The following is a 25,487-nucleotide window of genomic DNA, read 5'->3' on the forward strand; positions in this document are numbered from 1 at the left end:
GAAACGTGTGTTCTTCATCGGAATCTCCTCACTCATCCTGACGAGAAAATTCTACTTCCGCATCCCTTTGGGATCAGGGGAGATTACCCGCTGAACGGAAAACTTGGTCTGACCAACCATCATGGCCTGTGCCGGTGCTACATGCCGCTACATACGAGCGCATCTGGGACAGTTGTGCCGCGGCGAGCGACGATGAGGAAGTGTCTACAAAGCGCTGAGACCGGCCATCGGATGCAATGGCACGAATGACGGCAATGGGCCGTGAGTGTCAGGCAGCGGGAGGCCGGAGGGACCATGCGGTTTGTCCGCTTCAGCAGTTTCGCCACGGAATGCCGCGATCACGGTCAGTTGACCCGCTGCGCACAGATGAAGTCGGCGCGTGTTGTAATGTCGGCGCGCGGCAACTCCGTGATTTGGTATCCGAGCGCGGTGTAGGTCTCCCGTATGACGGCACAGGTCGCTTCAGCTTCGGCGCGAGTCTGCTTGCGTTCGCTGTCTTGCGTGAAGATCTTATCCCAGAACGGCACCAGGAAGGCGCGACGGTTGTGGCGGGCTGACTTGGCTGCTGCGGCGACGTGGGGCGGCACGGGGAGGCCGCAGAGGGTCAGGTAGCCCAAGATATCAGGGATGCCGCGGTCGAAGATCACGGCGCCTGAGAGTGCCTGTGTGGCGCTGTAGGCGCGCAGGTCCTGCTCCAGCATTCGTTCGGCATAGGCAAGGCGATCGGCCCAGGGGAGGGCGTCTCCGCCGCGCTGCAATTCTTCGAAAATGATCGCGCGGCCGGATTCGGGGATTGTATGGAAACCGCGGCGGGCGAGCTCGGTGATGAGGCTGGTCTTGCCCGCACCGGGACCGCCCGTCACGACGAAGAAATGGTCGCTCATGGGCCATCCTCGGGTTTTACAGGGGAAGGGCTGCGCAGCGATCGACACGCCGAAAAGGCGCGGATAAAAGCAGCATGGATTTTCATAGGGAAAACAGCACCCGCCTGCACGGCGGCAGAGGCAAATCCTCTGACGAAAAAGTCAGAGCTATCTGGTGCTTTTCAAGTAATGAGAAGAAGCAGATAGTTTTGCCTTTCCGAGCAAAAATTTTCCTTTAAAATCAGTGCGTCATAATCTTGGGGAGACACCGAAGCTGCCTTTTCCGTCACATAGGCTTGCCTCTCGGACGAGATGAAAAAGCCGACCCGAAGGTCGGCTTCTGATAGGGTAGCTGTCTCGGCTAGATCACATCACACCACCTGAAGAACCGCTGGCACTTCTCCCCGAGCCGCAATGGCCGGACGCCGTGGCGGTAGAGGTCCTTGCTGAGATTGGCCGCGTCTCGATTACGGCTGCCAGCCAACTCGGTCAGCGAAACGTGGTTAGATCGGAAATGCTCCACGCTTCTGGCGCAGATCACCCGCCACCTGCGGTGCTTGGCATCGGAGAAGGGCTGGATGTGGTCGATATGGCCGTGCTCCAGAAGGGCACGAATGGTGCGCGTATCGGTTTTCAGCCGCAGGCTGGCTTCGCCAAGGGAGAGCGCCTCATCTGCGGGGATGGTGGTAGTCTGACGGATGGCTCGGATGGAGACCGAAAGATCCCCGAACCTCGCCTTGGCTGGGACAGAGGCGAACAGGGGCAAGCGATTGTCCAGGACGCAGGCGACGACCTCGGCCAGGGAGGTCTGGCACTGAAGCGCGGCCTCGCGGAAAGGGACCGCATCCTCCGGCGCCTCACTCTCGGGCTTTGTCAGGCCTCTCAGCTTCTTCAGAAACTCCGAGACCTCACCTTCTTCGAAATATGACGCGCCTTTCGGGCAGGCCGGAGCATGAGAGACAAGTCCCTTTTGCCTCAGCAGCCTCAATGTCGCCAGCGTCACGCCGAGGATCTCTCCAGCCCGCGTTGCCGAGATCATGGTATCGACCTGGGTCGTGATCTCGGAAATTGTCTCTGCGGTTGGATAGGCGTGCAAATGGACGCCCTGTCCGTTGCTCCTCGGCCAAGCCATACCGCGCTGGATCAGGTGCTTCTCGATCTTCCACCGGCTCACTCCTGAGGCGGCTGCCGCAGTCGCGGACGTGTGGATCCGCTGTTGGGGCGCTGGCACGCCAAGAATAATGGAGCCCTCGGCCACAGGAAAATTCGACCAGATATACTCGCGGACGCTGTCGCGAATGATATCGAAGGCGGGGTCTTCGTCGCGGTCACGCAGCCAGTTGTAGAAAAGCCGGAACCTGTGACGGTGCAGACGGGCATCAATCGGCGTTAGGGACTGGATCTCGCGCAGGGTCGCCTGCATGGCATCCAACCCGTTTCGCATGACCTCGAACCCTGCGGCTCCCGCCCGCAGCCAATCCCGAGCCGAGATTTCCGAACGCTTTGCGTCAGCCCCCAAGGTCATTAGCGCGCCGAGGTTTTCGGCCGTCTGGGCGGCGACATGGATCGGCAGATCATCGAACCAGCCGTTCCCGCAACCAAGGCTGATCCGTTCGATGAGCCAGACTTCCAGACGTCGTTCATTCTCCTCCACATAGGTGGGAAGCCGTGGCGTATAGCCATCCAGAAGGCTGACGCTATCAAAGGCGTCTCTGCCGTGCCCGACTGGCACCAACGGCTCCAGCAGGCAACCGTGGACTTCGCAGGTGCGGATGCTTTCTAGCTGCCAGAGGCCGTAATGCCCCCCGTGATCGCGGACAGGGCGCTGATGCGCGTTAGAAAGGCAGGCCGGGCAGACACGTGCGGTCGTTCTCTGGAAACATGTGAACTTCAGGCTCGCTTTGCCCAGCTCGAACCATCCCTCCCCGATGAGGCGCGGCGTCCAGAATTGCAGTGCATGGAGATCTGCACCGCCCAGGGCCGCCAAACGTTCTATTTCTGCCGGGGCACCGTTCATCAATTGGCTGTAGTCGAGGCCGACATCAGAGCAGAAGGTGACAAGGCGCCGGACCCCATTGCGCCGTGCCAGGCGCGAAGCGAAGGAGGTTGCGGCTTCCCCGGGCGTATGGGGGACGCGAAGCGGAAGACGTTTCACGATCATGATCTCCGTCCTCCCCGTGTGAAAACCTGTCGGGCATCGATGCGGTAAAAGTCCGGAATGATGAACGGATTGAACTCGTCCTCACAGGAGGTGCGTAGCTGATAGGCCCGGCGGAAGTGCTTGCAGGACAGGGCTGTGTCTTTCTGCAGAAAGGCCTCTTCGATGGCTTCCAGGATCAGCTCGATCACCAGCCCGAACTGATTGGCCGCGGCATGTATCAACCGTTCACCGTGTTCCAGGCTCAGCAGCTGTGGCGCGGGTATCAACTCGGCCCTTTCGCAGTAGCTTTCCAACAAATCGAGCACATCGTTTGCATGGGCCGCCGGGCTAAGGCTCTCGAAATGCACCGTCTTCATCCGGCGAGCCAGTTGCGGATCGTGATTGAGAATGTCCTCAAGCTCTTCCGTACCAGACAAAATGATCCCAACGGGCCACTCGTCGTCGGTCATCAGGGTCTTCAGCATGGAGGCCACCGAGTTCAGTTCATGCTTCGTGCCACGGGATGCCAGATCCTGTGCCTCATCGAGGTGGACGAACATTACACGCCGCTCGCGGAGGTGATGGCGGACCAGATCCCAGATGTACCAGGCCTGCCGCTCCGAACTGATCTGATACCCAAGGGCTCGCAACAGCGTCTGACCAACGAATTTCAGCGTTGCAGGCGATGGCACACGGAGGCTGATGATTGTCGCGTCCCCATATCCTTCGTCATCCAATCGCGCCCGCTCAGTCTTCAGGAGATGCGCGATCGCGGCACTTTTGCCCGCCCCGGATGGTCCCGACAGCGCCAGGCCGTGGGCCTCGTTGACCCGGCCCGTCTGGATGTCGGCCAGCCGTTTCTCGGCAAGTCGGGAAAACAGCTCCTCTAACGGGGTGAAGCGGTCATGTTGAATAAAATGGTCCCGTAGCATTGCGATCCGCAGAACGGTTTGGTTGTTCGGATCAATTGTCATCGTTGAACCTCCAGCGATTGCGCCGCTCGCGTCTGTTGGCGTGGGGATCATCCGGAACATCCGGCTGTGATGGGGCGGTGCTCTCCTTGCGCGGGCTGATCTGGATGCCGTCTGCCAACGGATCGACCGATGGTGAAATATGCCCCAGACGCTCGGCGTCGGAACGGATTGGGTAGTGCAATGCGGCCTGATGGCGTTCGACATCGGCGTCGGTCACGTGGAACGGCGTCAATTCGCGGAGGGCAAAGGCGCGCCGATTGGCCTCGGAGATCCGCTCGATCGCACGCAGAACTGTCGGGGCGTCGATCAGGGCGTCTTTCCGATACTTGTGACGTATCGCCCGCATTCCCTCGCGAAGCTGGTCATAGCTGATACCGTCAAAACCGGGCTGATTGGCTATCGCAGGGTACCAGGTGGCACCGACCTTGACGGCGATCCAGCCGATGTCGCGCAGGTCGGCCCGGATTTCGACCGTTCGCGTCGGGGAATGCAGGAAGGCCTCCCGCAGCGCGTCGCAGCTGTAGGTCAGGCCGCAGAACATCACGCCATCGCCCCTGAGTTTGCGAGACAAGGGACGCCCGAAGGCTTTCCTTAGTGTCAGCCCATCCGGCACCGGCGCCGTGCCATGCTCGGCAACGAGGCGGGCCCAGGCCGCATTCGGGGTTTCCCCCTTCAGGGATCCGTGCGGCTGGTTGTGGTAGATATCGACGATGTAGGTCAGCAGGATCGTGATCAGATCATCGTCGCAGAGACAGGCCAGTTGCTCGGACGGATAGTCGCCACGCTGAACCGTATCGAAGAACGTCCGCCCCGCGAGCAACGGCATCAGCTGGTGTCCAAGCGTGCGGAAGAAGGACTCGATGTGTCCGCGTAACCACGGAAGACCGGCCGGCGGCAGGTGTGCGGTCACCCCCAAGGATGCCACGGTCCCCTGAAAATCATCGGAGACGAAAGCCGACCCCATATCGGTGACAAGGGTTCCGATGCCTCCGTGGTGATGCCAGGTGCTCTCGCAGCCCGCGGCTTTCGCAATCGGCGTCTTGTCCTCGAAGATGTCCCGAAGCGCCCGGATTGCGTCGTCGGAATTTGGCGTCTCTGCGAGGCGCATGGAAACCACGCATTTCGTGGCGCAGTCGATGGCGATATAGAGCCAGCGGCGTCCACTCTCGAAGCGTTCCTGTCGTTCCCGGGGCAGGTGATCCCAAATTCCGCTCAGGGTGAGCAGAGAGATGACATCAAGGCGGTTCTCGTCCATCTCCACGCGCTCCAGCGGATACTGAACATCGGGCCCGCTGCCGAACAGGGTAAAGCGCGATGCTGCCGCGGCGGCGCCGTATCTCTTGGCATAGACGTAAAACGGATCCGCCATGTTGAGGCGGCGCCGAATGCTTGCCGCAGACGGGATGACCAGAGCCTCCGCCCCTGCGTCCACCCGCCGTTGGTTTTCCGCCTTGAAGAGTGCCACGTTTTCCTTGATCGCCTGCGTCTTTGTCGGTCTCTGCGTGTCGGCATAGGTCTCGATGACCTGGTTCATCAGGGCCTCGGCGCGGGGGCACCATCGGGGGCTCTTGTTGCCCGACCTGTGTGTCGCCGGAATAAGCACCAAAGCGGAGAAGCCAGCTTTCTCGTACCTGCGGACCCATTGAAACAGCGTCCTGCTTCCCGGCAGCTGTCGCGTCACGATGTCGGTTCCGGGCTTGGCCGATCTGCGGGTTTCCGGTGTTTCCCCGAGGAGGCGCTGAACCTCCTCAGACAGCTTCGCGCGCCCCCGCGCAAAGCCGTCATGGGTTCGATTGATGTCGCCGGCTGCTGAAAGCGTCAGGAAGGCATCGCAGACCGCTTTCCGCCAGAGCGCCAGACGCCGGATCTTCGGCGGCAATTCATTGATCTGCTGAACGGGCTGTCCCTGGCGCGCCTTTTGCGCGGCCAGATCGAAGTAAGCAGGGTAATAGCTGGTATCGGGGCGCCGCATCAGCGCGGCGAGTTCATCGTGCGAGAAGGTCTCGGTGATTCCCGGCTGACCGACCCGCTCGAAAATACCGCCACTGCCAGTGATCTCCACCGGCCGCATCGCGACGCCTGCAGTCGTGATCATGTCGGACTTGGAAAAACGGAACCGAATGGTCATTGCGTTACCTCCGTCAGTTGGGGGCGGGCTTTCGCAAGCCTGCGTGCGGCATCGGCTGCCTTGGGACGCTCGATATGCTGCTCGGTGACAAGCAGCACCCGGTCGGCAAACCGCTTCGAAACGGCCGCAGCGATGTTTTCCAGCTGAGACACGAAGTTGAGGCGGAGCACCCGCGACATCGGTTTGATCGCGACGGCAATGCGCTCTCCGCTCGTCAGCGTGATCAGGAAGTCGAAGGTGTTGTGTGCAGGACGACCATCGGCGTCGGAAAAGGCGACGGCAGGCGGCTGTTCCTGAATGTGGTAGACATCATCGCGCTCCAGCATGAGGCACAGGAAAGCGTATTCGAGCGCACTCTCGAACTGGATGATGCGCGGGCGCGGAAAGCCCGGAAGGGCTGCCACGATCGAGCCGCGCAGGCTCCCCTTGGAGCGGCGCGCAATCGGTCGGGTCGCGTGGCTCGCTTCCGGCCCGCGGTAGATCAGGTTTTGATTCATCGTGATTGGAGCGCACCTCGCCTGGGCGCCGACCCATGTGGACCGGAGCTGGCGTGGTGCGGCATCCCCCTATGTTTGGAATGAGTTGAGCAGCCCTGCCGAGCGACGCTCGGCAGGTTGACTTTTCTGGAGACTCGGGGGATGAATAAGGGGTCGGTACCACACGACACTTATTCAAAAGGCCTTCCTGTTGGCGCAGGAGGGTCTTTTTATTTCCCGATGTCAGGTTTTGGTGTCCGGGCGCTCCTCCTCCTCTGCTGGATATCTGTCAGGGAAAAGCTCCTGGGGTGTCATCCCGATGGCCTCGGCCAAAGCCCTTTCGATCTTTTCGGACCGCCTAAGGCCTTGGCTCACCAAAGTGACCGATGAACGAAAGACGTCGAGCTCACGCGCAATGGACGCGATGGATTTGCCACGCAGCCGCAGCTCCATCTTCAGACGTTCATGAGGAATGTTGATGATATCGGGCACCTGTTCCGCAAACATGATTTCCTGACTTCGTACCCATGAGAGAATCAGCAACCGATTCGCGAGTCAATAAATGCTTTCCGGTTCAATGCGTTAAAAACTCGGGTGAAATTCCCGATCTTCAATTTCAACGGATAAATCGGAAATCTGGAGCAGGAAGGAAAAGATGGCGGTGCCGAAAAACTGCATCAGGATTCACGGCGAAGACATCATCGTCTACAGTTGCGGCGATGGGCGGATCATACACCACAGGGAATTTCTTCACGCGATGGTGGACAGCCGGTCTCTGGCCAAGGTCAAAGCGGCATTTCCCGCCAGTCGCAGGAACCTCCTGGAAGTCCTGAGCGCCTTTGGTTTCGACTTCGATCAGCTGCTCGCCGAGCAGTTTTCCGAAGGCCTGACTAACACGCGCCTCGCGGAACTCCACGGGGTCGATGCAAAGTGGATTGCCAAGAAGCGTGGCAACCTTGGGCAAGCTAGCCTGCCGGGTCGTCCGGCTGTCGACATTCCGGATGAAGCAGTCATCGACGCTTACGCAAGCGCAGGGAGCTATGCGGGGGCGGCCCGCGTGCTGAAGCTCGGTTCGCAAACATTCAGGCGGCTGTACCTTCTTGCCGCGTCTCGGACAGGTCAGAAGGCCGACGGCGAGAGAGAGGGATAACGTATCCGGCTGGGATGCCTCATTCCGGTGAGGACAGAACCCGTGCGACGGTTGCGGGTTCAGCTGCAATCAGGCGGAGGAGCAGGCAGGCTGCGCGGTCCGGGCGTCTTCGTCCCTGTTCCCAATCGCGAACTGTACTGACGGGCAGGCCGTAGCGTTGCGCGAAACGGCTTTGAGACAGGTTCTGCGCCTTGCGAATAGCAGCCACATCAACCGGGATCGGCTCAAATGCCGCTGGAGGTTCCAGCTTCCCTTCCGCGATCGCCAAAGCCTCCTTGGCGCTTGCAACGAGCTCTGTACCTAGTGTCATGTCTGGATCCTAGTGCTCACGCCCCACGAAATGATCATACGGCAATGCCGTATGTTTCGCCAATAGCTTTTCTACAAGCCGGTATAGAACCAAGCTCCGGTCCCGCTACGACCCAATGAATGGTGGCGTTTCTATTAGCTGCTGCCAGATATAGCGCGACAGATAATTGAATTGCGCAGATAGCAAAGTCTGCCTCTCTGAGTTCATTCGCCAACGGCTACAGTTCCGGCGGAGTGCAGCGAACAGTCCTTCCGAGCCCTTCGCGTTTGATGACGCTAACGTAGTATTTCGCAGATGCGGAAGGATTGTGCTGGCAATGTCGGCCCAAAGCGGACCCTCGCGAGATTTGTGTCGCTGCGGCGCAGCTTCGCCAAACCGGCCATTCGCTGAACGGAGATGGGCTCATCGAGCCCATCGGCAGCCTAACCAGTCTCGCACAGACTGAAACTCGCCACCTCGCGGAAGATGAAATATTCCTCAGCCTATCGCAGCCCCGAATTTACATACAAGTCTCAGAGACCTGCTTCTCCACGGAAAACCGAACGATACGCAAATGGCCAGAGCCACAAACGCCGAATCTAGTAAATTGTTTTAGACGCCTTTTTGGCGAACCAGAAGCGAGGGGCCTCGCCGCTGCGCTTTAGACCCACAAACAGACCTCGGACACCGGTTGAATCATCATAGCTATTGCTTGACTTATATTTCGAGAAACTGAGCTTGAAGATGAGGCTTTGCCCGTAGGATTTAAGCGCATCGTCAAGCCAGCCGTGTTTCGCCCACAGAATAGCGCCTTCATCCTGATATCTGCTCCTGTGACGATCGGGGTCCGGGCGCCACTCGCCCCAAACTTCGCTCTTCAATGCACGCCTGTTTGCGCGGTCACGCCAATGGCGTTCTTCAGCGTCGGGTGACAGCCCGAGCAGCTTGTTGAGCGCCAGTCCCAGCCTTGGACGGGCCATAGCTCCCCGGGTGGCCCACTCGTCATGTTCGTCAATGCCAATGGGATACTTCTCCGGCTCCCATATCAACGGATTGAAGGGTGTCGTCCCGGCGTGGCGATCAACACGCCCATCTGACTGAAAACTTGGCAGCCAGAGATCGTGTTGAGGTAATTTCGAGAACTTCGCACATTGCCCGACCGCGCCCCGCTCCCTGATCAGAGCGGACATGAACCTGACGAATACGCCATCCGGTGACTTCCACTCTCCGCAGAGGGGCAAGAAGCCATCCTCCGACCCCTCGGGGAACCCGACCTTCCGAAACAATGCTTCATCATCGACGAGTGTTTCCTGACTTCCTTTTCTTTCACCCAGGAGGTTTTGTCGGGCATGCGCCGGAACAGAATCCTTGTGGTCGAACAACCACGATCCGTCCTCAAACGATACGTCGTTTTCCCTTAGCCACTCGTTCCAAGGGTTCCCGTCTTCAGAGTCATAGCTGGCGCGTACGACGGGACGTGATTTCACCAGCGTCGTTGCAGCATGGAGGAGCGCATGCTTTTGCACGTGATCCCGGTAGGTCTCGAACCTATCATCTTCACCGTGCCGGTAATGAATGCCACCGGGGAAGTCAGACATGCTCTTTGCATCTGGCCACTGTTGAATTACTTCATCGGCAATGCAGTCGCTGGCTTCGTTGTCCGATATCCCGAAGAGCCTGGCCAGATTGGACACCTTGTACTTGTCAAAGTCGTAGTCAAAACCGAAGTCGATCCGCCGATCCTTTTTGTCAGGCCAACCATTGCGCTCAATGACCCCATGCGGAGGCGACTGAATTTCGCTCAATAGCTCCGCACCACGCGTACTAGTGTCTCCATCGCCCTCTATGTGTGCCAAACATCGGGCCACATGAAGCTTGTTAATCGCATGCAAATCGGCTCGGTTTGCGAGTGCCTCAAGCCGCGGCTTGAGGGCTTCCAGTTCTTCACCGTGATGCAGGGCGGCCCGTGCTATCCCCATCAAGAGCCATTGCTGTGAATTCAGGAATGCGAAGTGGTGACTGTCGGAGGTCAGCGATGCGTTCTCTTTCACATCGAAACGGTTAAGCAGTTGCTCGACATCCTCGGTCAACCCGAGAGCGACCATACCCTTCAGGCTTCTTGACGCACGCCATCTGACAAAGGCATCACTGTCTCCGAGCATGTGCCAAATGATGTCCGCAAGCACTTCGCTCTCGCTGCTCTTGCCCGCAAATGCGCTGCGATACGATCCTTCGCCGATCTCATCGCCGACCTTTGCAGCCGAGCTCGACAGAAGACTCTCGAACGCCTCCAAAGCTGTCGACGGATCAGTATGACCACACAGGCTGGTGGCTAACTGAAGCCACTCGTCCCCTCCGAGTTCGAGGCGCTCCTTTGCTATAGTCTCCAAGACCAATTGCAGAACAAACTTCGGATCACCGCATAGCTCCGACAGGCGGTAGATTTGCCGCGAAATTCCCGAGTAGCGAAGATCGAACAGCTCCGAGCCTTTGAATGCAAAAAACTTCTTGATCAGACTGAAAACATTGTTCGCTATATGCGCCGTGGTGCCGGCCCATGCTTCCACGTATTCGATAATCAGATCCAAAGCGCTATCGAACCTAAGCTCGGCGGATTCACAAAGTGCCTCGATAAAGTTCAGTCTCTTCGAATAAGGGCAGGTTTCACGTATTTCATCGAACAGGCGCTTCCTGTCGTCGAACTGCAACAACTCATTGGCTTGGAATTCTTGCAACGCTTCATCCAGCGACTGTGCGGACTCCGGATCGAACCTGGCGAGAACAGCTGAAAAGGCTTCCTCGCGAGACTCATCGGTCTGCTTTCTCGTGCCTACATGGAGGCTTTGATCAGTGACCGTACTGCTGTGATTCGATCTTGCATTCTGAAGGTCGCGCTCATGCTGTGCTGCGTCTCGCAGGCCCCGCAAGCGGTCTACCAATGCGTCATCGCCAATTTCTTCAAAGGCATCCACACAGTCGAGTAGGCTCTCCCACAGTGTTGGCCACCCGCCGAAACTGTGTTCGCGATCTAGCTTTCCGGCCACCAGTGAGAAGATGGCCACCCTATCTTCCGGCTTGGCAACTGAAAGCAGATCTCTCAGTCCCTTCCCAACTTGCCACTCATGCCAGCCGTGATCCTCACACACCGTAAGCAATACAGCCGCGCGCCGTGGGTCCAGCCGGCCTGCCTTCGCGAGGTAACAGACGAGTTGGGGCAGGCCGTAGGAGTAATCAACGACCTCCTGATCGAACCAGCGTATCAGCTTGTACATTGCCGAGAAGCCGATGGAGGAAGAGGCAGCGCGTCCGAACAACGTCCACCCAAACTTTGACGGTTCGTGTTGGAAAATTGTATGGCAAAGATTCATAAGACGGTGCGAGAGCTCCGGCCTGATATTTCCCCCAGGCTGCTCAGCCGCGTAGTGAAGGGCGGAATAGATCAAGTCGAAATCATCTCCGCCCATCTGGTCAAGCTGAGCCAAACCCTTGCTGTAATACTCCCTCGCCTCCGCGATGCTCATCGGCACCAATGACTCGGCCAATTGCCGGTAGGACTCGCCACGCTGCCCAATGTAGTCGTCCTTCACAATGTCTCTGGAAAGGGAGCTTGCGTAGGCTCCTGTCACATCAGACAGGTTCGAACGCCGGGCTATGAGTGCGAAAACACTCAACTTCTCGTCAAGGGAGAACCGGTTCGCTTCGACAATCCCTATAAGCTCTTCCGCTTCTTGTTTTTCGACGGCCTCACAATGCCGAAGCAATATCATTAAGAATCCAAAGCCGACATGGCGGGCAACATTGTCTCTCCCAGTTTGGGCATTCCAATGTACGTCAGGCCGCAGTGCTGATTTCCAAGCCGCCAAATATGTTGTTAAATCACTGTTTGATAACGCACGTCCGGAAAGAACGGCGCTCTCTATTGGCTTGGTCAGCTTCAAAATGCATGCGACGCCTTTAACAATGTTATCCCGCTCATGCTCTGAGAACTGCTTGGACTTAGCGGGCTGCTTGCTCCTCCGCTGCTTGCGGCGTTTATCTAAGACTGTGAGGCTGTCGAGATAGGCTTTTAGGTCAGCCTCTGACCCGATCAATTTGGTCGTCCGCGTTACTTCAACATCCTCTGGGATCAGGTCGCTAAACGACAAAGGCCTACCTACAGACCACGCGCCGACGCATGCAGATTGAACCGGCATCCATATTCTGTTGTTGCCGTGCTGCTCACCGAAATCATAGCTTGATGGCCTCCGGTGGCGATACAGCTTGAGCACCTGCCTTGCCGATAGTCTGGAGTTCACGATCATGGAGGCCATTGCCGCACTGGAGACTGCACCTTGCAGTTCCATCTCGTAGTCTGAATGGTCCTCCGGCACCGGCTTCTTGTACCGTGCCGAAAGAGTGCTTGCCGCTCGCGAAACGGCTTTCAGCCTGCTTTTCGCAAGGCCATAATCATTCGCTAGAAGCCCGATCTGGAGGGGGAGGGACAGGCACCTCTTCGAGGCAGCGAACTTGGCAAGAGACTGCAACGCCTCACTTCCATTCGCTGTTTCATGCTGCGCGCACAGCATGATCAGCTCTTCGATGACAGATAGCGCAAACCTAAAGCGCCAAATTTGCATATTGCGATTAAATGACGAGAACTCATTCCTCAACACACTCAGGAATATCACCGCAGCAACATCAGATGCTTCCGGACCCGAGCGCTGAATCCTTTTAGTCTCATCATCATGGTGGAGATACCAGTTTATCCAGCCGATTGCCCTGTTCTGATGGATGTGCGCTTCGTCAAGCTCGTCTGAAAAAGAGTACGCGACGATGAGGCGTGCATCACGGGCACCGCGCCAGCCGGACCGATCGTTGAACAGCCGGCGTGATGCATCAGAGTCTCCCAGGACTGTGGCCAGTGCCGGAGAACGCCGGATGAACTGATCGCCTCTCGCGTTTGCCGAAGCCACTTGCGAGAGTTCAATCGTGAGGCGCAAGACACGGTCTAGGTCGTTCTCGCGCGTGGCAAGCGAGAAAGCCGCGTAGAGTCGCGCAAGTCTTAACCGGCGCCGCCCATATTCGGATTTGACGGCAGCCGGAAATTCATCAGATCTAGCAATCTGATAGGCTCTGTTGCTGTCGCCGATGACCACAAGGAAGTGCGGCAGCGCCTCTGCAGCGTAGACCGAGTCCTTCTGGCGCGCTTGAAGCCGTTCCGCGATGGACTGCTGGGCTGCAGCCTCGCTTGCGTACTGTTCCTTGATATAGGTCTCAGTCGGCTCGTCTCGGAATATTGCTCCGTGTTTGACCATTTCAAGCATGGGCGCAAGATCGGATGCGGCGCTATTTACCTGCGATTCAGACCAGCCCAACGCCTCGGCAAGTTCAGTCAATGGAATAGGCGGCGGAAGAAGTGACAGAGCGGCAAATAATTCCCGAACGTCATTCTCGCTCCAACCTGCCGTGTGTAATTCACCAAATATTGTGGCACACTTTTGTTCGATCAATTGTTCCACAGATATTTCGGTCTGTGGCACGGTACCGGATACATTTGTGTCCCAGCTTTCGACAAGGTATTCGAGAACACGGGCATTGCCCCGCGAACGCGCGAGAGCCGTGGAGAACTCTACATCTGAGATATTCTCGCGCCTCGTTTCAAGGAAGCGCCGCGTTTCCATTACAGTGAAGGGCTCAAGCTCAAGGCGCTTTGTTTGGCCCTTGCCGATGACGCGATCCATCCGATGGGGACGAGCGGTGAGCAAGAGTTTCACGCCCTCGATAGGCTCCGCGCTGAGCGATGCAAGCAGAAGCCTTGGAAAGGCAGCCTCATTGCGCGCATCGGCTTCAAGCTGCGCATTGTCCGCAGCGTCCAAAACAACCAGTACGCCTTGCATTGCGGACTGTTTCTTGACGGTTTCACTCGCTTGCTTGAGGCGCTTTCGGGCAACTTCGACCAATCCATATTGATCGCTGTCGGTTGGAAGAAGTGGATCGCAGAGTCCGCGAGCCGCCAGTTCGTTGATGATTTGCAGCAAACCAATCCGAGGCAGGTGACGAGCCTGGGCTTCGGAGCGATACGAACCGCCTCCGAAACAATCGAACACGATGACCTCCAAGGTATCCGTTATATTTGCCGCAAGGCTTTGGATAAAGACCGTTTTTCCGACACCGCCGTCGGCATGCAGGAACACCGGTAAATTGCTAGTCAAGACGCAGTCTCTTACGTCTTGTATGACGCTGCGCTCAACGACGTCACCAACATCAACGAACCGTGTCTCCGCCGGAAAAAGCTGATCCTCATCACATTCAAGCGCATCGAGGACATCCTCACGCCTGATCGAGTTCTTGCCCTGCCCCTCGATCTGCGCCTTCTCACGGACAAGCTCTACAAGAGCGAACAGCCTTTTCGCCGCCTGACCGGCGGAATCAGCCGACCAGTCACTGACCGTTCTTCGCAAGGATCGGTTCTGTGAAGGCAGATCGCTTGTCGAGGCCCGAAACTCGATGAGCGGGAATATGTACTCCGCTTCAATTTTTTCTTCCTTACACCAGGTCTTGAGGTATTGAAGTTGGGTTTGAGCGCTATTCGTTGTGGGCTTTTCTCCTGACTTCGCGCATGAAATGGCTTCCCAAAGGTCACTTGAGAATTCCGCGTTTGTTACGAATGCAAACGAGAGCTTTTCCTCAATTTCCTTTTGCGTCACGCTCGTCCGGAAGTTTCGTAGCGTTGCGGCGAACTTCTTGATCGTCTTCTTGAGATAAGATGATGTGACCGGATCAGCAGCCTCCTTATATTTGAATTGCAAAATTTGCTGAGCTACGCAGGTCGCAAAAGTGTCGCCGCCCCCATAGTAGAGAACGAGATCGGCAATATCCTCTGCCTCCTGGCCAAGTTTGAGGCTCTCGTGAGGAGAAAGCCCTTCGACGACGACCGCAAAGAGATCGTCCTTTGGAAACACAAGCTGTAGGGCTCGCCGTGCCGCCCACCGTTCGTGAAAAGTGTGTCCGGCTCGTGATACTCTGACCGTGTCTATTCGTCGTCCGGCTTCGCGCAATGTAACCTCGAGAGTTGTAAAACAATGGTATATCGGCACGAGATCAACGGCCAGCACAGAATGTAGGCTGAATCTGTTGCCCTCGGCCAGTCCAATACTGAGCCCTAGCGCACCATCCAGGCCGGGCCGTCGTGAACCGGCCAGTCAAGGACCGCCTTGGCCAACTAACACTCGTGGCGCGGTGATCGAATGACCGCTCCAAGCAGATATTTTAACTATTTCGCTGCATCCGCATTTGTCGGCTTCCCGCCCTTTCCGCTAGACGTCCCGCAGTCGCGGCATGATCGTGCTGTCCCGGTAGTCGGCGTGCTCGCGTCCGTAAGGGGATCGTTCAGTGGACAGTTTTAGCGTGGCTTGCGAGTGGCAGCGAAGCCGCACTTCAAGTTGTATCATTTAGGTGGTACTATTTCATTCGCACATGACGCCCCATAAACGTACACTTGAGTATGACCGTGATCAAAATTGGCTATGCCCGGTGCTCTACCGACCGTCAGGATTTGGCAGCGCAACGTGCTGCCCTTGCAGAGCTTGGGATCACCGAAGACCGCATTTACACAGACCACGGTCTGACGGGTACGAACCGCGACCGGCCCGGCCTCGCCCAGGCCCTCGCCGCCGTGCGCGCAGGCGACATGTTTGTCGTGCCGAAGCTGGACCGCCTCGCGCGCTCGGTCCCCGACGCGCGGGCCATCGCGGAACAGTTGGAAAGGAAGGGCGTCAAGCTTGCCCTCGGCGCATCTGTCTATGATCCGACCGACCCGATGGGAAAGATGTTCTTCAACATCCTCGCCACCTTCGCCGAGTTCGAGGCCGACCTCATCCGAATGCGCACCCGCGAAGGTATGGCGATTGCCCGCGCCAGGGGAAAACTTCGTGGAAAGCAGCCGAAACTATCTGAAAAACGACAAAAAGAACTGAGCCGGATGCACGCCTCCGGCGAATATTCCATTAGCGATCTGGCTGAGCTCTTCTCTGTCTCAAGACCTACCGTCTACAGGACATTGCAGCGCAATTACCCAAAAACTAAGCCTTAGCGTGGGATTCTGCCCCGTCCGGCATCAGGCCCCGAATACGTCGTCGTCTAGTACCAGAAAGAACAGATATTGGGTGCGGATTCAGCATGGCTGCGTTCTCCAAAGCTGCCGTTCGAAATGTGCTACAACGCCACTCTCGCCCTTAATAATTACCCCGATCTATGGTTCATGCTACCCGCACGAACATCCACCCTCCATTAATCTTCCACGATCTCGCTAGGCCTTGCCCCACCAGCCGATGTCCGACACGATTGACGTCCCAGACTAGTTCGTCGATTGCATCGGCCAGTTCCACGGCGTTACGTGGCTGAACCTCGTCCATTGCGCTGAGAACGGCAGCCTCGATCTCCGGATTATAAGGCGGTTCGCGATTTCCCCTTTCAAATCGGTCGCACCACAGAATGTGGCCACGCCAGACGATGAAGTGGCTTTCGCACCCTCCTTCGCGCCATACCGAGGGAAAGAGGGTAAGTCCTTCTCCACGCAGGTCAAAGCGCCATGCTTTGTCGGCGCGACTGTCCAGGTTGATCACCAGGGTTTCGCCGCACCCATCGGGACACGCCATGACAATCGATCTGGGCCGTGAGCGAAACACCATGGATGTGTCACCTGGGGCGTTGAGGATTGCTTCGGCCTGGTCCCTGTATTCGGCATCGCCGACCAACCGGACCATTCGTGCAGGTTCTGTCATTTTTCGCTCCTTTTGTAAGGTGTCGGTCGGACCGGCAGATTCCAGGTTGGGCCTTTAGCGAAGGCGCCCATGGACGAGCAGGCCACGCAATTCGGCTGCACGGCGACAGCCATCTCCTTCACTCGGCCGCGAATGCCGTCATAAACCTGATAACGCGGTTTGATCGGAACCGGCGTTACAGCCCCGAGCAGCATGGTCATAGCGAGCAAACTTACGGTAGAGTTGATCGAGAGAACCGCGGGCTGGGGTTCGTGCTCGCCGTGGACATAGGGGTCCGCTGCGCGCTGTTCCGGAGTCAGCATTTCCCGCCGAATTGCCTCGCCGTCGAGCGCGCCCGAGCAGTTCAGGCACGGCAGACCCGGGGCGAGCATCTGCACGCGCCCTGTGATGTGGCTGACAGCTCCGTTTGCGACAGTGATGCTGACGCCCATATCGATTACGGGCACCAAATACTGATAGGCGGCTTGGTTGACGACCGCCCGGCTCGCGTGGGAGTCCGTGCACAACAGCACGAAATCGAAGGTCGCGATGAGCCTAGCTACCTCCTCGTCGACAATGTCGGCCTGAAGCGGCACCACCGTGGTATCAGGATGAGTGGCGTGGATCATCCTGGCCGCGACCTCGACCTTCGGTAGGCCAACGTCCGAGGGGATGGAGCCGACGAGGCGGTTCAGGTTCGTCTCCTCGACCAGATCGGGGTCGATCACCGTGACGCGCGTGGCGCCGAGATGAGCAAGTTGCTGGCACTCGAGCGATCCCGTCCCACCTGCACCAATCACGCCGAAATGAAGGCGGCGCAGCAGCCGTTGCCCCGGCGCTCCAAATGCCCGGACCTGCCGATCATCGCGTTCCTGATCGGAGACGCCGTGCATGGGCGAATGGAGCATGAGACTTTCGCCCACTTCCCAAACGTCAATCTCATCATCGTTTCCGAGAAGTCGTGCGCGACAACCCTCTGGGCCGATTACCAGCGCGACATGCGGCACTGGAGCGGCTCGACGCGCCAAATACGAACCCAGTTCCGTTTCGCCCGCATCGTCGGTCGTCGAGAAACGTGGATGGCCGGGACTGGCGGGATGCGTGTGGATCGCGACGACGGCCATGCCGGTGACCCGGCTGCGATTTGCAACCTCTATAAGGAAGCACGATTTCAGGACGGCAGATATGCGGGTGCGGTGCTCATATGCATCGTCCGGTACAGGTTTGGCGTCGGCAACGATCCACGCCGCGCTCTGCGCATCGTAATGGGCATACGCGATGGCACAGCTCTCCAGACCATCGGCGTCGAGCAGCGTCGACGCCAGGTCGGAGTAGAGAGATGCAGGAAAGCGGACGCGGCTCATTGGACCTGCCTCATTCGATCTATTACCACATTCATCCATGTCGACAGTGTGTCGCGGTTGGGGTTCCAAGGTCCCATCAGATGCCACGAGAACCACAGCGCCGGCTCGGCGGTCTCCGGGACAGGATTTGACGCCGAATTCTGTGGCGGGCCTCCATGTGCTAGCTGAAGATCAGAATCCGCCCAGAAGCAGTCGAGCTGTGCAAACGGGTATCCGGGCGGGACGATGAAGCGGATGGTGGTCGACGACTTCGACCACCCCTCCGGCAGGCGGACGCCCGGCACGGTGACGAGCGTGGTGCCGCTCGGCAACTGCCGGGTCTGAACCTCGCCGAAGCGCTCCCGCAGCTGCTCCAGCTGCATGTCGAGAACGCCGGGCATCAGCCGAAATTCGCCTTGGGGACCGACGAGAAACGGCGGACACCATGCTTCGGAATGACGCTCACAGCCTCATCATCGGCGATGATGCGGTCCGGGTCATCGCCCTCGCCCTCCAGCGACAGGTCATGCTGCGGATCCCAGTCAGATACCATCGCCTTGATCTGCGCGCCGGTCAGCTTCTTCTTATCGGTCTCGTAGGCCTTGCCGTTGACGAAGAACGTGTAGGTGACCTTGTTGGGCGCCGTGATGAACTTCTCGACGCCGGTGGCGGCGAGATCCGCATCGGTGCCCGGTTCGATCAGCTTGTCCTTGCCGCCGCGCACCTCCAGGAAGACCGCCTCGTCACTGCCGATGCCGGCGAGCGCACGCAGCACCGCTTCAGGGATGGAAGAGCGGCCCCACACGATGCGCGCCTCGTTGAGCTTGACGCGGTAGAGCGGGTCGGTGCTGAAAGTGATGAAGCGGAAGGCGGCACGATCGCGCAGATCGACCTGCTCATCCGCCCGGACATCTTCAAAGTCGCCTTCGGACGTGATCACGAACAGTGAGTGACCATCGATGTCGTTAATGCCGGCCTTCTTCAGGATCTGGCGGCCGAGCGGAACCGGATCGTCGAGGATAAGCGGGTGGAAATCTACGCTGTCGACAGCGAGCGAGATCCGGTAGCGACCGGGGCGCAGGGGGCGATCTTCCTGCACAGCGAGTGCGACATCGTCGATGTCGGGGTTTTCGATAAGAGACATATTTTGTTTTCCTGTGGACCTCGGCCTGATTGCGTCGGTCTCACAGGGTTAATCTCGCCAGCATCGGCCGACCGGTAATTTTGGTCAGAGTTTTTTTTGCAGCTTGCCGTCGGCCACTGGACCGCAGGTAAAAAAGGCGGGACAGAAGGGGCATGTGCGGTCGGATCGCTCTGGCGTGAAGTTACCGTCCTCTATCGCCGTGAAGACTTCAGCAAGCTTCTCTGCTCTCTTGCCGAGCGCCTTATGGTCAAACTCGACCCTTATAGTGTGATCGTCGTCGCCGAGGTGGACGATCTCGACCGTGCATCCGGGAAGTGAGTTGGCGGCGGCCATCTGGAAGGCGGCGTCGGCGAGGCCCCGTCCGGTTTTGGAGGATCGGTGACCGGTCCGAACCATTCGCACGACATGCCGTCCATTAGGGGTCATCACGACATCGTCTGCATTTGCCGAGACGGTCGTCGTTCCGATCCCTGTTTGGAGAGAAGGCGGTATCGAGCGGATTGTACCTGCGCGCATTGCCACGAACCTCTGCACAAGCAGGGTCGCAACTTCACGGTGCAGCCGATACTCTTCTCCAGCCAGTGGCCCTTCGGACCATCTCTGTTCCAGCAGTCTCTCCATGTCACCAAGCGACAGGACGGAGGGATCAGTGGCGGCGATTTCCGTCGCGATGGCGCGGACCAGATCGTGCATTATCGTCATGGTTGTTGGCGTGCGTCGACCGCCAACGCCAAGCACATGGGTGTACAAAAAGCGTCGCGGGCACCGATCATACAGATCCAGTTGCGCTGTCGTGACCTTGATACCAGGCCCCAATACGATCGGGAGCGGTTCATCCTCAGGGTCCGGTTTCCGGTCCGTGTGCGGCGTTGCCGCGCGGGTTGTCGTTATGCCTAACCGTGCGATGAAATCCGAGGGGTTGCGTCGATTGCCGTTCGCCATTCGGGTCGCTGAGTAGAGCAGGAGGCGGTTCCGGGCACGAGAGGCAGCGACATATAGAAGGCATTCCTGCTCGAGAGCGTGATCCGCAGCAGCCAGAGCAATCGTTCCGCCTTCTCCGCCAGCGATCATGCCATCTGGAACCGGACAGGCCGGCTTCCGTGCAGTGCTGGGCATGCTCCCCTTATTCAGACCCATGACATGCACCACGGGAAACTCGAGTCCCTTGCTACCATGGATGGTCATCAGCCGGACCGCGTCGATGCCCTGAGCGGCCAGTGGAATCTGTCTAAGATCCCGTTCATCGGCGAGTTGGATAAGGCGCCTGATCCCGTCTAGCGTGCGTTGGATCGGCAGACCCGCCCCTGGACGTTGAACGCGCAGGAAGCCCATCAGCTGCCAGATCGCGACGCCCATGGCGCGACTCGAGATGTCGTCCGTTGAAGCGATCAGCGCCGCCGCTCGTGTCCGATCGAGTATGATATGCGCCAGCACGGACCAGGGAAGGGCATCGGTACCAAAGCCGTCCAGCATGCCGGACACCCGGCGCATGGCGTCAGCGTCAGCGGCGTCCAGTGTTGGTAGCGAGGGCGATGAACCGGCCCAGGCGAGCGGTCCAGCTTCCGCCTGCCGAAGGTGCTCGATCACCGCTGCGGCACCCGCCAGACTTAAACCGGACGACAATCCCTGAAGTGAGGGATTACGCACCAGTCCCATGGCACGCTTGTCGACGAGCAACGACAGAACAGACAGCAGATCCTTGACCTCGGGCCGTTCGAAGAGATTGCCGAGGTAGAGAACGGGAATTCCGCGTCGCTCAAGTTCACGTCCCATGCGGTTGAGCCGGTCGTTACCGGGGCAGAGCACAGCTTGGTCGCGGAAGGAGACGTCTTGAGAATGGCGCAGAATTTCGTCGGCGAGTGCGTCCGCCTCGTCGTCGTTGTCGCCAAAGGTCACATGCTCTGGCGGGACACCGCTAGACGGTCGATCTGCTTTGAGAGAGGCATCGCCAGTACCAGCCCGCATGCCTCCGCCGAAACTCGAAAATGCGCCGACGATCTCGGGGGTCGAGCGATAGTTGAGACGCAGTCGATCACCAGTCCCACCGGGAAAGTCCTCGGTCTTGAATCGCGACATGTTGAACGAGGATGCGCCGCGGAACCTGTAGATTGCCTGCCGAGCATCACCGACGGCCCAGAGGTTTTTGCCAACATCCGTCAGTCGTTGGAGCAGCCTCACGCTGCTGCGGTTCACGTCTTGATACTCGTCGACGAGGACGTGGCTATATGTTGCACGCAGAATCGAGACTGCCTCGGCATCGGACTCGAGCAGCTTTACGGGCAAAGACACCAGATCGCCGAAGTCCACCGCGCAGGCTGCGAGCTTCAACTCTTCGTATTTCTTATAAACAAGCGCGACTTCGGCGCACCGCTCAGCGGCATTGCGGGCTTCGGGGTCGGTGGCCCTGTCCAGCATCTCTCGCGCCAGCGCGGCGTAGCGGTCAGCGTCAGCGACCTCGTCCTTCGCCCGGGATATCGCGGTGAGCATGTCCTTGAGGGGACGATCTGGATTCATGAATTCCCGATGATGGGTGAGGCCCAGTGCGAGATATTCGCGCTCCATAATCGTGATCGCCTCGCTGCGATCCATCATGCGGGGCTCTCTCGGGAAGCCCAACTGCTTGTGGTATCTTCGCACCAGATCGAGGCCGAAGGCGTGGAATGTCCCGATCCACATCGCCGACGCTGCCTCTGGTCGCAGTCCGGCGATACGCTCTGATAGTTCTCCGGCAGCCTTGTTGGAGAAAGTAAGCACAAGAATTGATCGGGGGTCGATTCCTTCATCGACGAGGCCGGCGACCCGCGCGACTAGGGTCTGCGTCTTTCCCGTTCCCGGTCCGGCCTCGAGAAGATAGGGAGGCCCACGATGCCGTGCAGCCTCGCGCTGCTCATCGTTGAGCTGCTTCGGAGGCCTTGCCTCGGCCCCGTCAGGGTCCGGCTCGATCGCCGGAATCAGCAGCGCATCGAGAAGCTGTAGCGCGACAACGTCGAAAGGGGCTCCCAGCCTCGTCGCAATCTCTGATGCTGTCATGCCGTCAAGGTGGAGTGCACGAGCCCGTTTGCGCGGTAGCAAAAGCTCACGACTGAACAGGTCCATCTGGACCTCGCGGCGCTGCCGCCGACTGTAGTCGACGACCCGATCTGCGCCAACGGGGGCAGCTTCCGCAGGTCGCGTGGGATCGACGTCGTGGGCGACGTGCACAATCCGGTCGTCGCCGAGATTAGCGTGACCGAGTTCGTGGCCCACTAGGAAGGCCTTGAAGAAGGTTGTTCCCGAGTCCTCGTGCCTGATGGCACGATTTATGGGATCGAACTGTGCCCGGCCGCCCTCCAAGATCGCGCTGCCTGGCTCGACGAGCTCGATATCCAATTCCAGACTGGATGCGGCGGCTTTAACGAGCGCCTCTGGATCCCAAGGGTCGGCGCCCTTGGAGACCACTTCATCATGAAGCACAGAGGCGCGCTGGCGTGCGAGTTCGACAGCATCCATGGGTCAGTCCTGTGAGGACAGCAACTGCTGACGTCGCTCATCCGGCACTTTGCATTGCTTGAGCAGGTCCTCGAATGTGATTTTCTCCTGCTCTGGGGATGGAGCATCGTCGGCCTTGTAGCTGATGCCCGGAGCAAGTCGAGGTGGTGCTGCCATGAAGCGGCGCAGGTCGTCCGCAGTGGAGCGGAGACCGTGTGCAAGAGCGTCGACAAACCACGCGGGCACGCTGGCGATGTCCACAAGCCGAGAGCGAAACCCTTGGATCACCCCGCTGGGCACATCAAGGGCACGGCGAAGACTTACCAGTTCCTGGGGCGAGACGTTGGAGAATGGGTCGACCACCGCGGCGGGTGCCTGAGCCGGCGACGTGGCTCGGAAGGCTGCAAGGGACGCTTCTACCCACGTCTCATCGGCCGACGTGGTGATTTCTTCAGTCACGCGTTGCAGTCTCAAATCAAGGGATAGGTCGATCAACTCGTCCGAAAGGTGTGGGTATAGCTGGAGATAATGGTCAAGGGTTGCGTTGTCGTGCTCCTGCTCGACTGCGAATGCGAGGAAGATTTCTTCTGCGCTGTCGTTGTGGCTGTCAGTCATGGTCGTCTCCAATCGACAGAGCTTGGCGGATCAGTCGGTATGCCTCATCACGCCGGTTTCGAACGGTCTTCTCGGATTTCACGCCGATCAACTTTTGAATGGTTAGGACACTATCTTCGGTAGACGTGATTGGTATTTCCCTAAGGATCAGTTCGATGACTTGTCGGTTCTTGTATGGTAATGACCTAATCGCTTCGGCTACGCGTAACCGGTAAATTGGGTCGTCGGAAAGCAACTCCTCCTTGAGATCCAGGCTTCCGACGGCGCGTTCTACAGCGAGAGACGGTTCGCATGTCTCGTCTTCGATGGCTTGGGTGCGGAGTGCATTTTTTCTCTCTTTATTCATTGACGTCGCCCGGAGTGCTGCGATGGCTCCATCGAACATCACTTCGAAGTAATCGAGAGCCGACCCTGGCTCTTCCAGATCTTCCAAGAGCTTCTCGTTGAGTGTGTCTCTTACTCGTTCGCGCCCGGCAGCAGCATGTATATCTTCTGATCGGTCCGCCAACTCGCCATAGACGCGTGGTAGCGCAGAGGCGATCCGGCGCATGAGCTCGCGATATAGTTCGTTAAAGTAGCCTTCATCGTTGTCGTCACGCGTGTTGCGTATGAGATAGACGATGCACTCGGACTTTATATAATTATGTGACAATTTGTCACGGATCTTCAGAGCTGCAACGATATCCTCGCGCGGCTGAATTATCAGTGTTGCCAATGCCTCTTCCACGTCAGCGCGACGCGTGTAGAGCGTGCCGTCACGTCGACGCTTAGTAAGCGGCCTTATGAACCCATTACACAAATGTATCCCCGTAATTCAATTAAGCCTTTGGAAATTATAGAGGAGAGAAAGTTGCTTTGATAGAGAGATCAGTCTCCCCGTAATCCTCCCCATTTTATCGGGGCGCACCTGTAGGGTTCACGCGGCCATTTTCAGTTTCATGGCGGGTGTGATGCCGCCGCTGAGCGTCCTCGTAGGCGCGCAGGTCCTGCTCCAGCATCCTTTCGGCATAGGCCCTGCGATCCGCCCAAGGGAGGGCGTCTCCCCCGCTCTGCATCTCCTCGCGGATGACCGCGCGGCCGGATTCGGGGATTGTGTGGAGGCCGCGGCGGGCGAGCTCGGTGATCAGGCTGGTCTTGCCCGCGACCCAAGGCCGCCCGTCACGACGAAGAAATGGTCGCTCATGGCCATCCTCGGTAGTGAAAGGAGAAACGCTTCGCAGCGATCGATACGCAGAAAGGCGCGGATCAAGGCAGCATGGATTTTCGTAGGGAAAACAGCACCCGTCTGCGCGGCAGAGGCAAATCCCCTGACAAGAAAGGCAGACCTATCGGGTGCTTTTCAAGTAAATTTTGGTGGAGCCTAGGGGGATCGAACCCCTGACCTCTTGCATGCCATGCAAGCGCTCTCCCAGCTGAGCTAAGGCCCCGTTCGCAAAGTGTTTTGCGTAGGCGGGTTATTAGTAGGGAATTTGGGGTAGTGCAAGCGGGAATTTTGATTTTTTGTAATTTTCCAGAAGATGTTTTCGGATGTCGCGAGGAACCATCCCAGTGGTCTCATCCATATTTGGCCCGCTTATCAAAATGTCTCTTTTTACAAGACGAGGTAATAATGTCGCCGTCCCCCTTTTCTTTTTTGTGGTCTCTGAGCTGGCCTCGAAATGGTAATTGTCGTCGTCGGTCCTGAGAAGGTCGCTACGCCGTGCGCGGCGGTCTTCTTTGCGTCGCCTAAGACGCAAGTCGGTGAGCTGCAGCTTGAAAGATCGTGTCCCAACTGATGGTGTAGCTCATAGCGGGCCTCGTGCTGACTGGCGGGCCGAGCTGATCAGTCGCGCTGCGCTGCAGGCAAGCTGACCACGACATCATCGCAGATTGGCGCCAGCGTTTCCAGTGTCATGTATCGACCGCGCTGGACGGTCCATTCCTCGGTCTGCTCCATCAGGATGGCCCCAACGAGGCGGCGGATCGAAGCCTCATTAGGAAAGATCCCGACCACGTCCGTACGGCGCTTGATCTCGCCGTTTAGGCGCTCCATCGGATTTGTGCTGTGTAGCTTCGTTCGATGCTGCTGGGGAAAGGTCATGTAGGCCAGCACATCCTCCTCGGCGCCGTCCATGAGGGTCGCCAGCTTTGGCAGTTTCGGACGCATCTGATCAGCG

19 protein-coding genes and 1 tRNA gene are annotated in these 25,487 nt (G+C 58.3%); 2 read left to right on the forward strand and 18 right to left on the reverse strand.

Annotation, left to right across the window (positions count from 1 at the left end; all coding sequences use genetic code 11):
* Positions 1 to 344: 344 nt before the first annotated feature.
* From VSX56_RS18285 to VSX56_RS18310, 6 genes are all read right to left on the reverse strand, one after another.
* On the reverse strand, positions 345 to 884 hold the full coding sequence (locus VSX56_RS18285) for an AAA family ATPase (RefSeq protein ID WP_350939046.1): 540 nt from the start codon (positions 882 to 884) through the stop codon (positions 345 to 347).
* Positions 885 to 1,224: 340 nt separating this feature from the next.
* Positions 1,225 to 3,024 (reverse strand): TniQ family protein, encoded by a 1,800-nt coding sequence (locus VSX56_RS18290; RefSeq protein WP_350939047.1) that lies wholly within the window; start codon positions 3,022 to 3,024, stop codon positions 1,225 to 1,227.
* Positions 3,021 to 3,977, reverse strand: a complete 957-nt coding sequence (locus VSX56_RS18295) for a TniB family NTP-binding protein (RefSeq protein WP_350939048.1) — start codon at positions 3,975 to 3,977, stop codon at positions 3,021 to 3,023. Before VSX56_RS18295 ends, VSX56_RS18290 begins: the two co-directional genes overlap by 4 nt.
* Positions 3,967 to 6,105 carry a TnsB C-terminal domain-containing protein gene (locus VSX56_RS18300; RefSeq protein ID WP_350939049.1) on the reverse strand — a complete coding sequence of 713 codons (2,139 nt, stop codon included), beginning with the start codon at positions 6,103 to 6,105 and terminating at the stop codon, positions 3,967 to 3,969. The genes VSX56_RS18295 and VSX56_RS18300 overlap by 11 nt, the downstream gene beginning before the upstream one ends.
* On the reverse strand, positions 6,102 to 6,602 hold the full coding sequence (locus VSX56_RS18305; RefSeq protein ID WP_350939050.1) for a hypothetical protein: 501 nt from the start codon (positions 6,600 to 6,602) through the stop codon (positions 6,102 to 6,104). Before VSX56_RS18305 ends, VSX56_RS18300 begins: the two co-directional genes overlap by 4 nt.
* Before the next feature lie 222 nt (positions 6,603 to 6,824).
* Positions 6,825 to 7,088: a helix-turn-helix domain-containing protein gene (locus tag VSX56_RS18310; RefSeq protein ID WP_350939051.1), complete on the reverse strand. Its 264-nt coding sequence runs from the start codon at positions 7,086 to 7,088 to the stop codon at positions 6,825 to 6,827.
* A 148-nt stretch (positions 7,089 to 7,236) separates the two neighbouring features.
* Here VSX56_RS18310 and VSX56_RS18315 point away from each other — a divergent pair, with 148 nt between their 5' ends.
* Positions 7,237 to 7,731 carry a hypothetical protein gene (locus tag VSX56_RS18315; protein ID WP_350939052.1) on the forward strand — a complete coding sequence of 165 codons (495 nt, stop codon included), beginning with the start codon at positions 7,237 to 7,239 and terminating at the stop codon, positions 7,729 to 7,731.
* A 19-nt stretch (positions 7,732 to 7,750) separates the two neighbouring features.
* On the opposite strand, the gene VSX56_RS18320 is transcribed toward VSX56_RS18315, so the two are convergent.
* The gene (locus tag VSX56_RS18320) at positions 7,751 to 8,041 is read right to left on the reverse strand and encodes a helix-turn-helix domain-containing protein (protein ID WP_350939053.1); all 291 of its coding nucleotides are present in this window, start codon (positions 8,039 to 8,041) and stop codon (positions 7,751 to 7,753) included.
* 578 nt (positions 8,042 to 8,619) lie between these two features.
* A complete protein-coding gene (locus VSX56_RS18325; protein ID WP_350939054.1) occupies positions 8,620 to 14,961 on the reverse strand; it encodes a P-loop NTPase family protein in 6,342 nt (2,113 codons plus the stop codon).
* 542 nt (positions 14,962 to 15,503) lie between these two features.
* On the opposite strand from VSX56_RS18325, the gene VSX56_RS18330 reads away from it, so the two are divergent.
* Entirely contained in the window at positions 15,504 to 16,091 is a 588-nt protein-coding gene (locus tag VSX56_RS18330; RefSeq protein ID WP_350939055.1) for a recombinase family protein, read from the forward strand.
* Between the two features lie 166 nt (positions 16,092 to 16,257).
* On the opposite strand, the gene VSX56_RS18335 is transcribed toward VSX56_RS18330, so the two are convergent.
* From VSX56_RS18335 to VSX56_RS18380, 10 genes are all read right to left on the reverse strand, one after another.
* On the reverse strand, positions 16,258 to 16,782 hold the full coding sequence (locus VSX56_RS18335) for a ubiquitination-like system serine protease family protein (RefSeq protein ID WP_350939056.1): 525 nt from the start codon (positions 16,780 to 16,782) through the stop codon (positions 16,258 to 16,260).
* On the reverse strand, positions 16,779 to 18,125 hold the full coding sequence (locus tag VSX56_RS18340; protein WP_350939057.1) for a HesA/MoeB/ThiF family protein: 1,347 nt from the start codon (positions 18,123 to 18,125) through the stop codon (positions 16,779 to 16,781). The genes VSX56_RS18335 and VSX56_RS18340 overlap by 4 nt, the downstream gene beginning before the upstream one ends.
* Positions 18,122 to 18,505: an E2/UBC family protein gene (locus tag VSX56_RS18345; RefSeq protein WP_350939058.1), complete on the reverse strand. Its 384-nt coding sequence runs from the start codon at positions 18,503 to 18,505 to the stop codon at positions 18,122 to 18,124. The genes VSX56_RS18340 and VSX56_RS18345 overlap by 4 nt, the downstream gene beginning before the upstream one ends.
* On the reverse strand, positions 18,505 to 19,248 hold the full coding sequence (locus tag VSX56_RS18350; protein WP_350939059.1) for a multiubiquitin domain-containing protein: 744 nt from the start codon (positions 19,246 to 19,248) through the stop codon (positions 18,505 to 18,507). Before VSX56_RS18350 ends, VSX56_RS18345 begins: the two co-directional genes overlap by 1 nt.
* A gap of 84 nt (positions 19,249 to 19,332) precedes the next feature.
* Positions 19,333 to 22,737 (reverse strand): UvrD-helicase domain-containing protein, encoded by a 3,405-nt coding sequence (locus VSX56_RS18355; RefSeq protein WP_350939060.1) that lies wholly within the window; start codon positions 22,735 to 22,737, stop codon positions 19,333 to 19,335.
* 3 nt (positions 22,738 to 22,740) lie between these two features.
* Positions 22,741 to 23,331 (reverse strand): hypothetical protein, encoded by a 591-nt coding sequence (locus VSX56_RS18360; RefSeq protein ID WP_350939061.1) that lies wholly within the window; start codon positions 23,329 to 23,331, stop codon positions 22,741 to 22,743.
* Positions 23,324 to 24,046 carry a hypothetical protein gene (locus tag VSX56_RS18365; RefSeq protein ID WP_350939062.1) on the reverse strand — a complete coding sequence of 241 codons (723 nt, stop codon included), beginning with the start codon at positions 24,044 to 24,046 and terminating at the stop codon, positions 23,324 to 23,326. Before VSX56_RS18365 ends, VSX56_RS18360 begins: the two co-directional genes overlap by 8 nt.
* 178 nt (positions 24,047 to 24,224) lie before the next feature.
* Positions 24,225 to 24,635 (reverse strand): AAA family ATPase, encoded by a 411-nt coding sequence (locus VSX56_RS18370; RefSeq protein ID WP_350939063.1) that lies wholly within the window; start codon positions 24,633 to 24,635, stop codon positions 24,225 to 24,227.
* Between the two features lie 47 nt (positions 24,636 to 24,682).
* Positions 24,683 to 24,758 (reverse strand) — tRNA-Ala (locus VSX56_RS18375).
* A gap of 395 nt (positions 24,759 to 25,153) precedes the next feature.
* A partial coding sequence (locus tag VSX56_RS18380) for a transposase (protein ID WP_350938465.1) occupies positions 25,154 to 25,487 on the reverse strand: 334 nt, incomplete at its 5' end.

It is taken from the genome of Thioclava kandeliae (assembly GCF_040297545.1).
Lineage (GTDB): Bacteria > Pseudomonadota > Alphaproteobacteria > Rhodobacterales > Rhodobacteraceae > Thioclava > Thioclava kandeliae.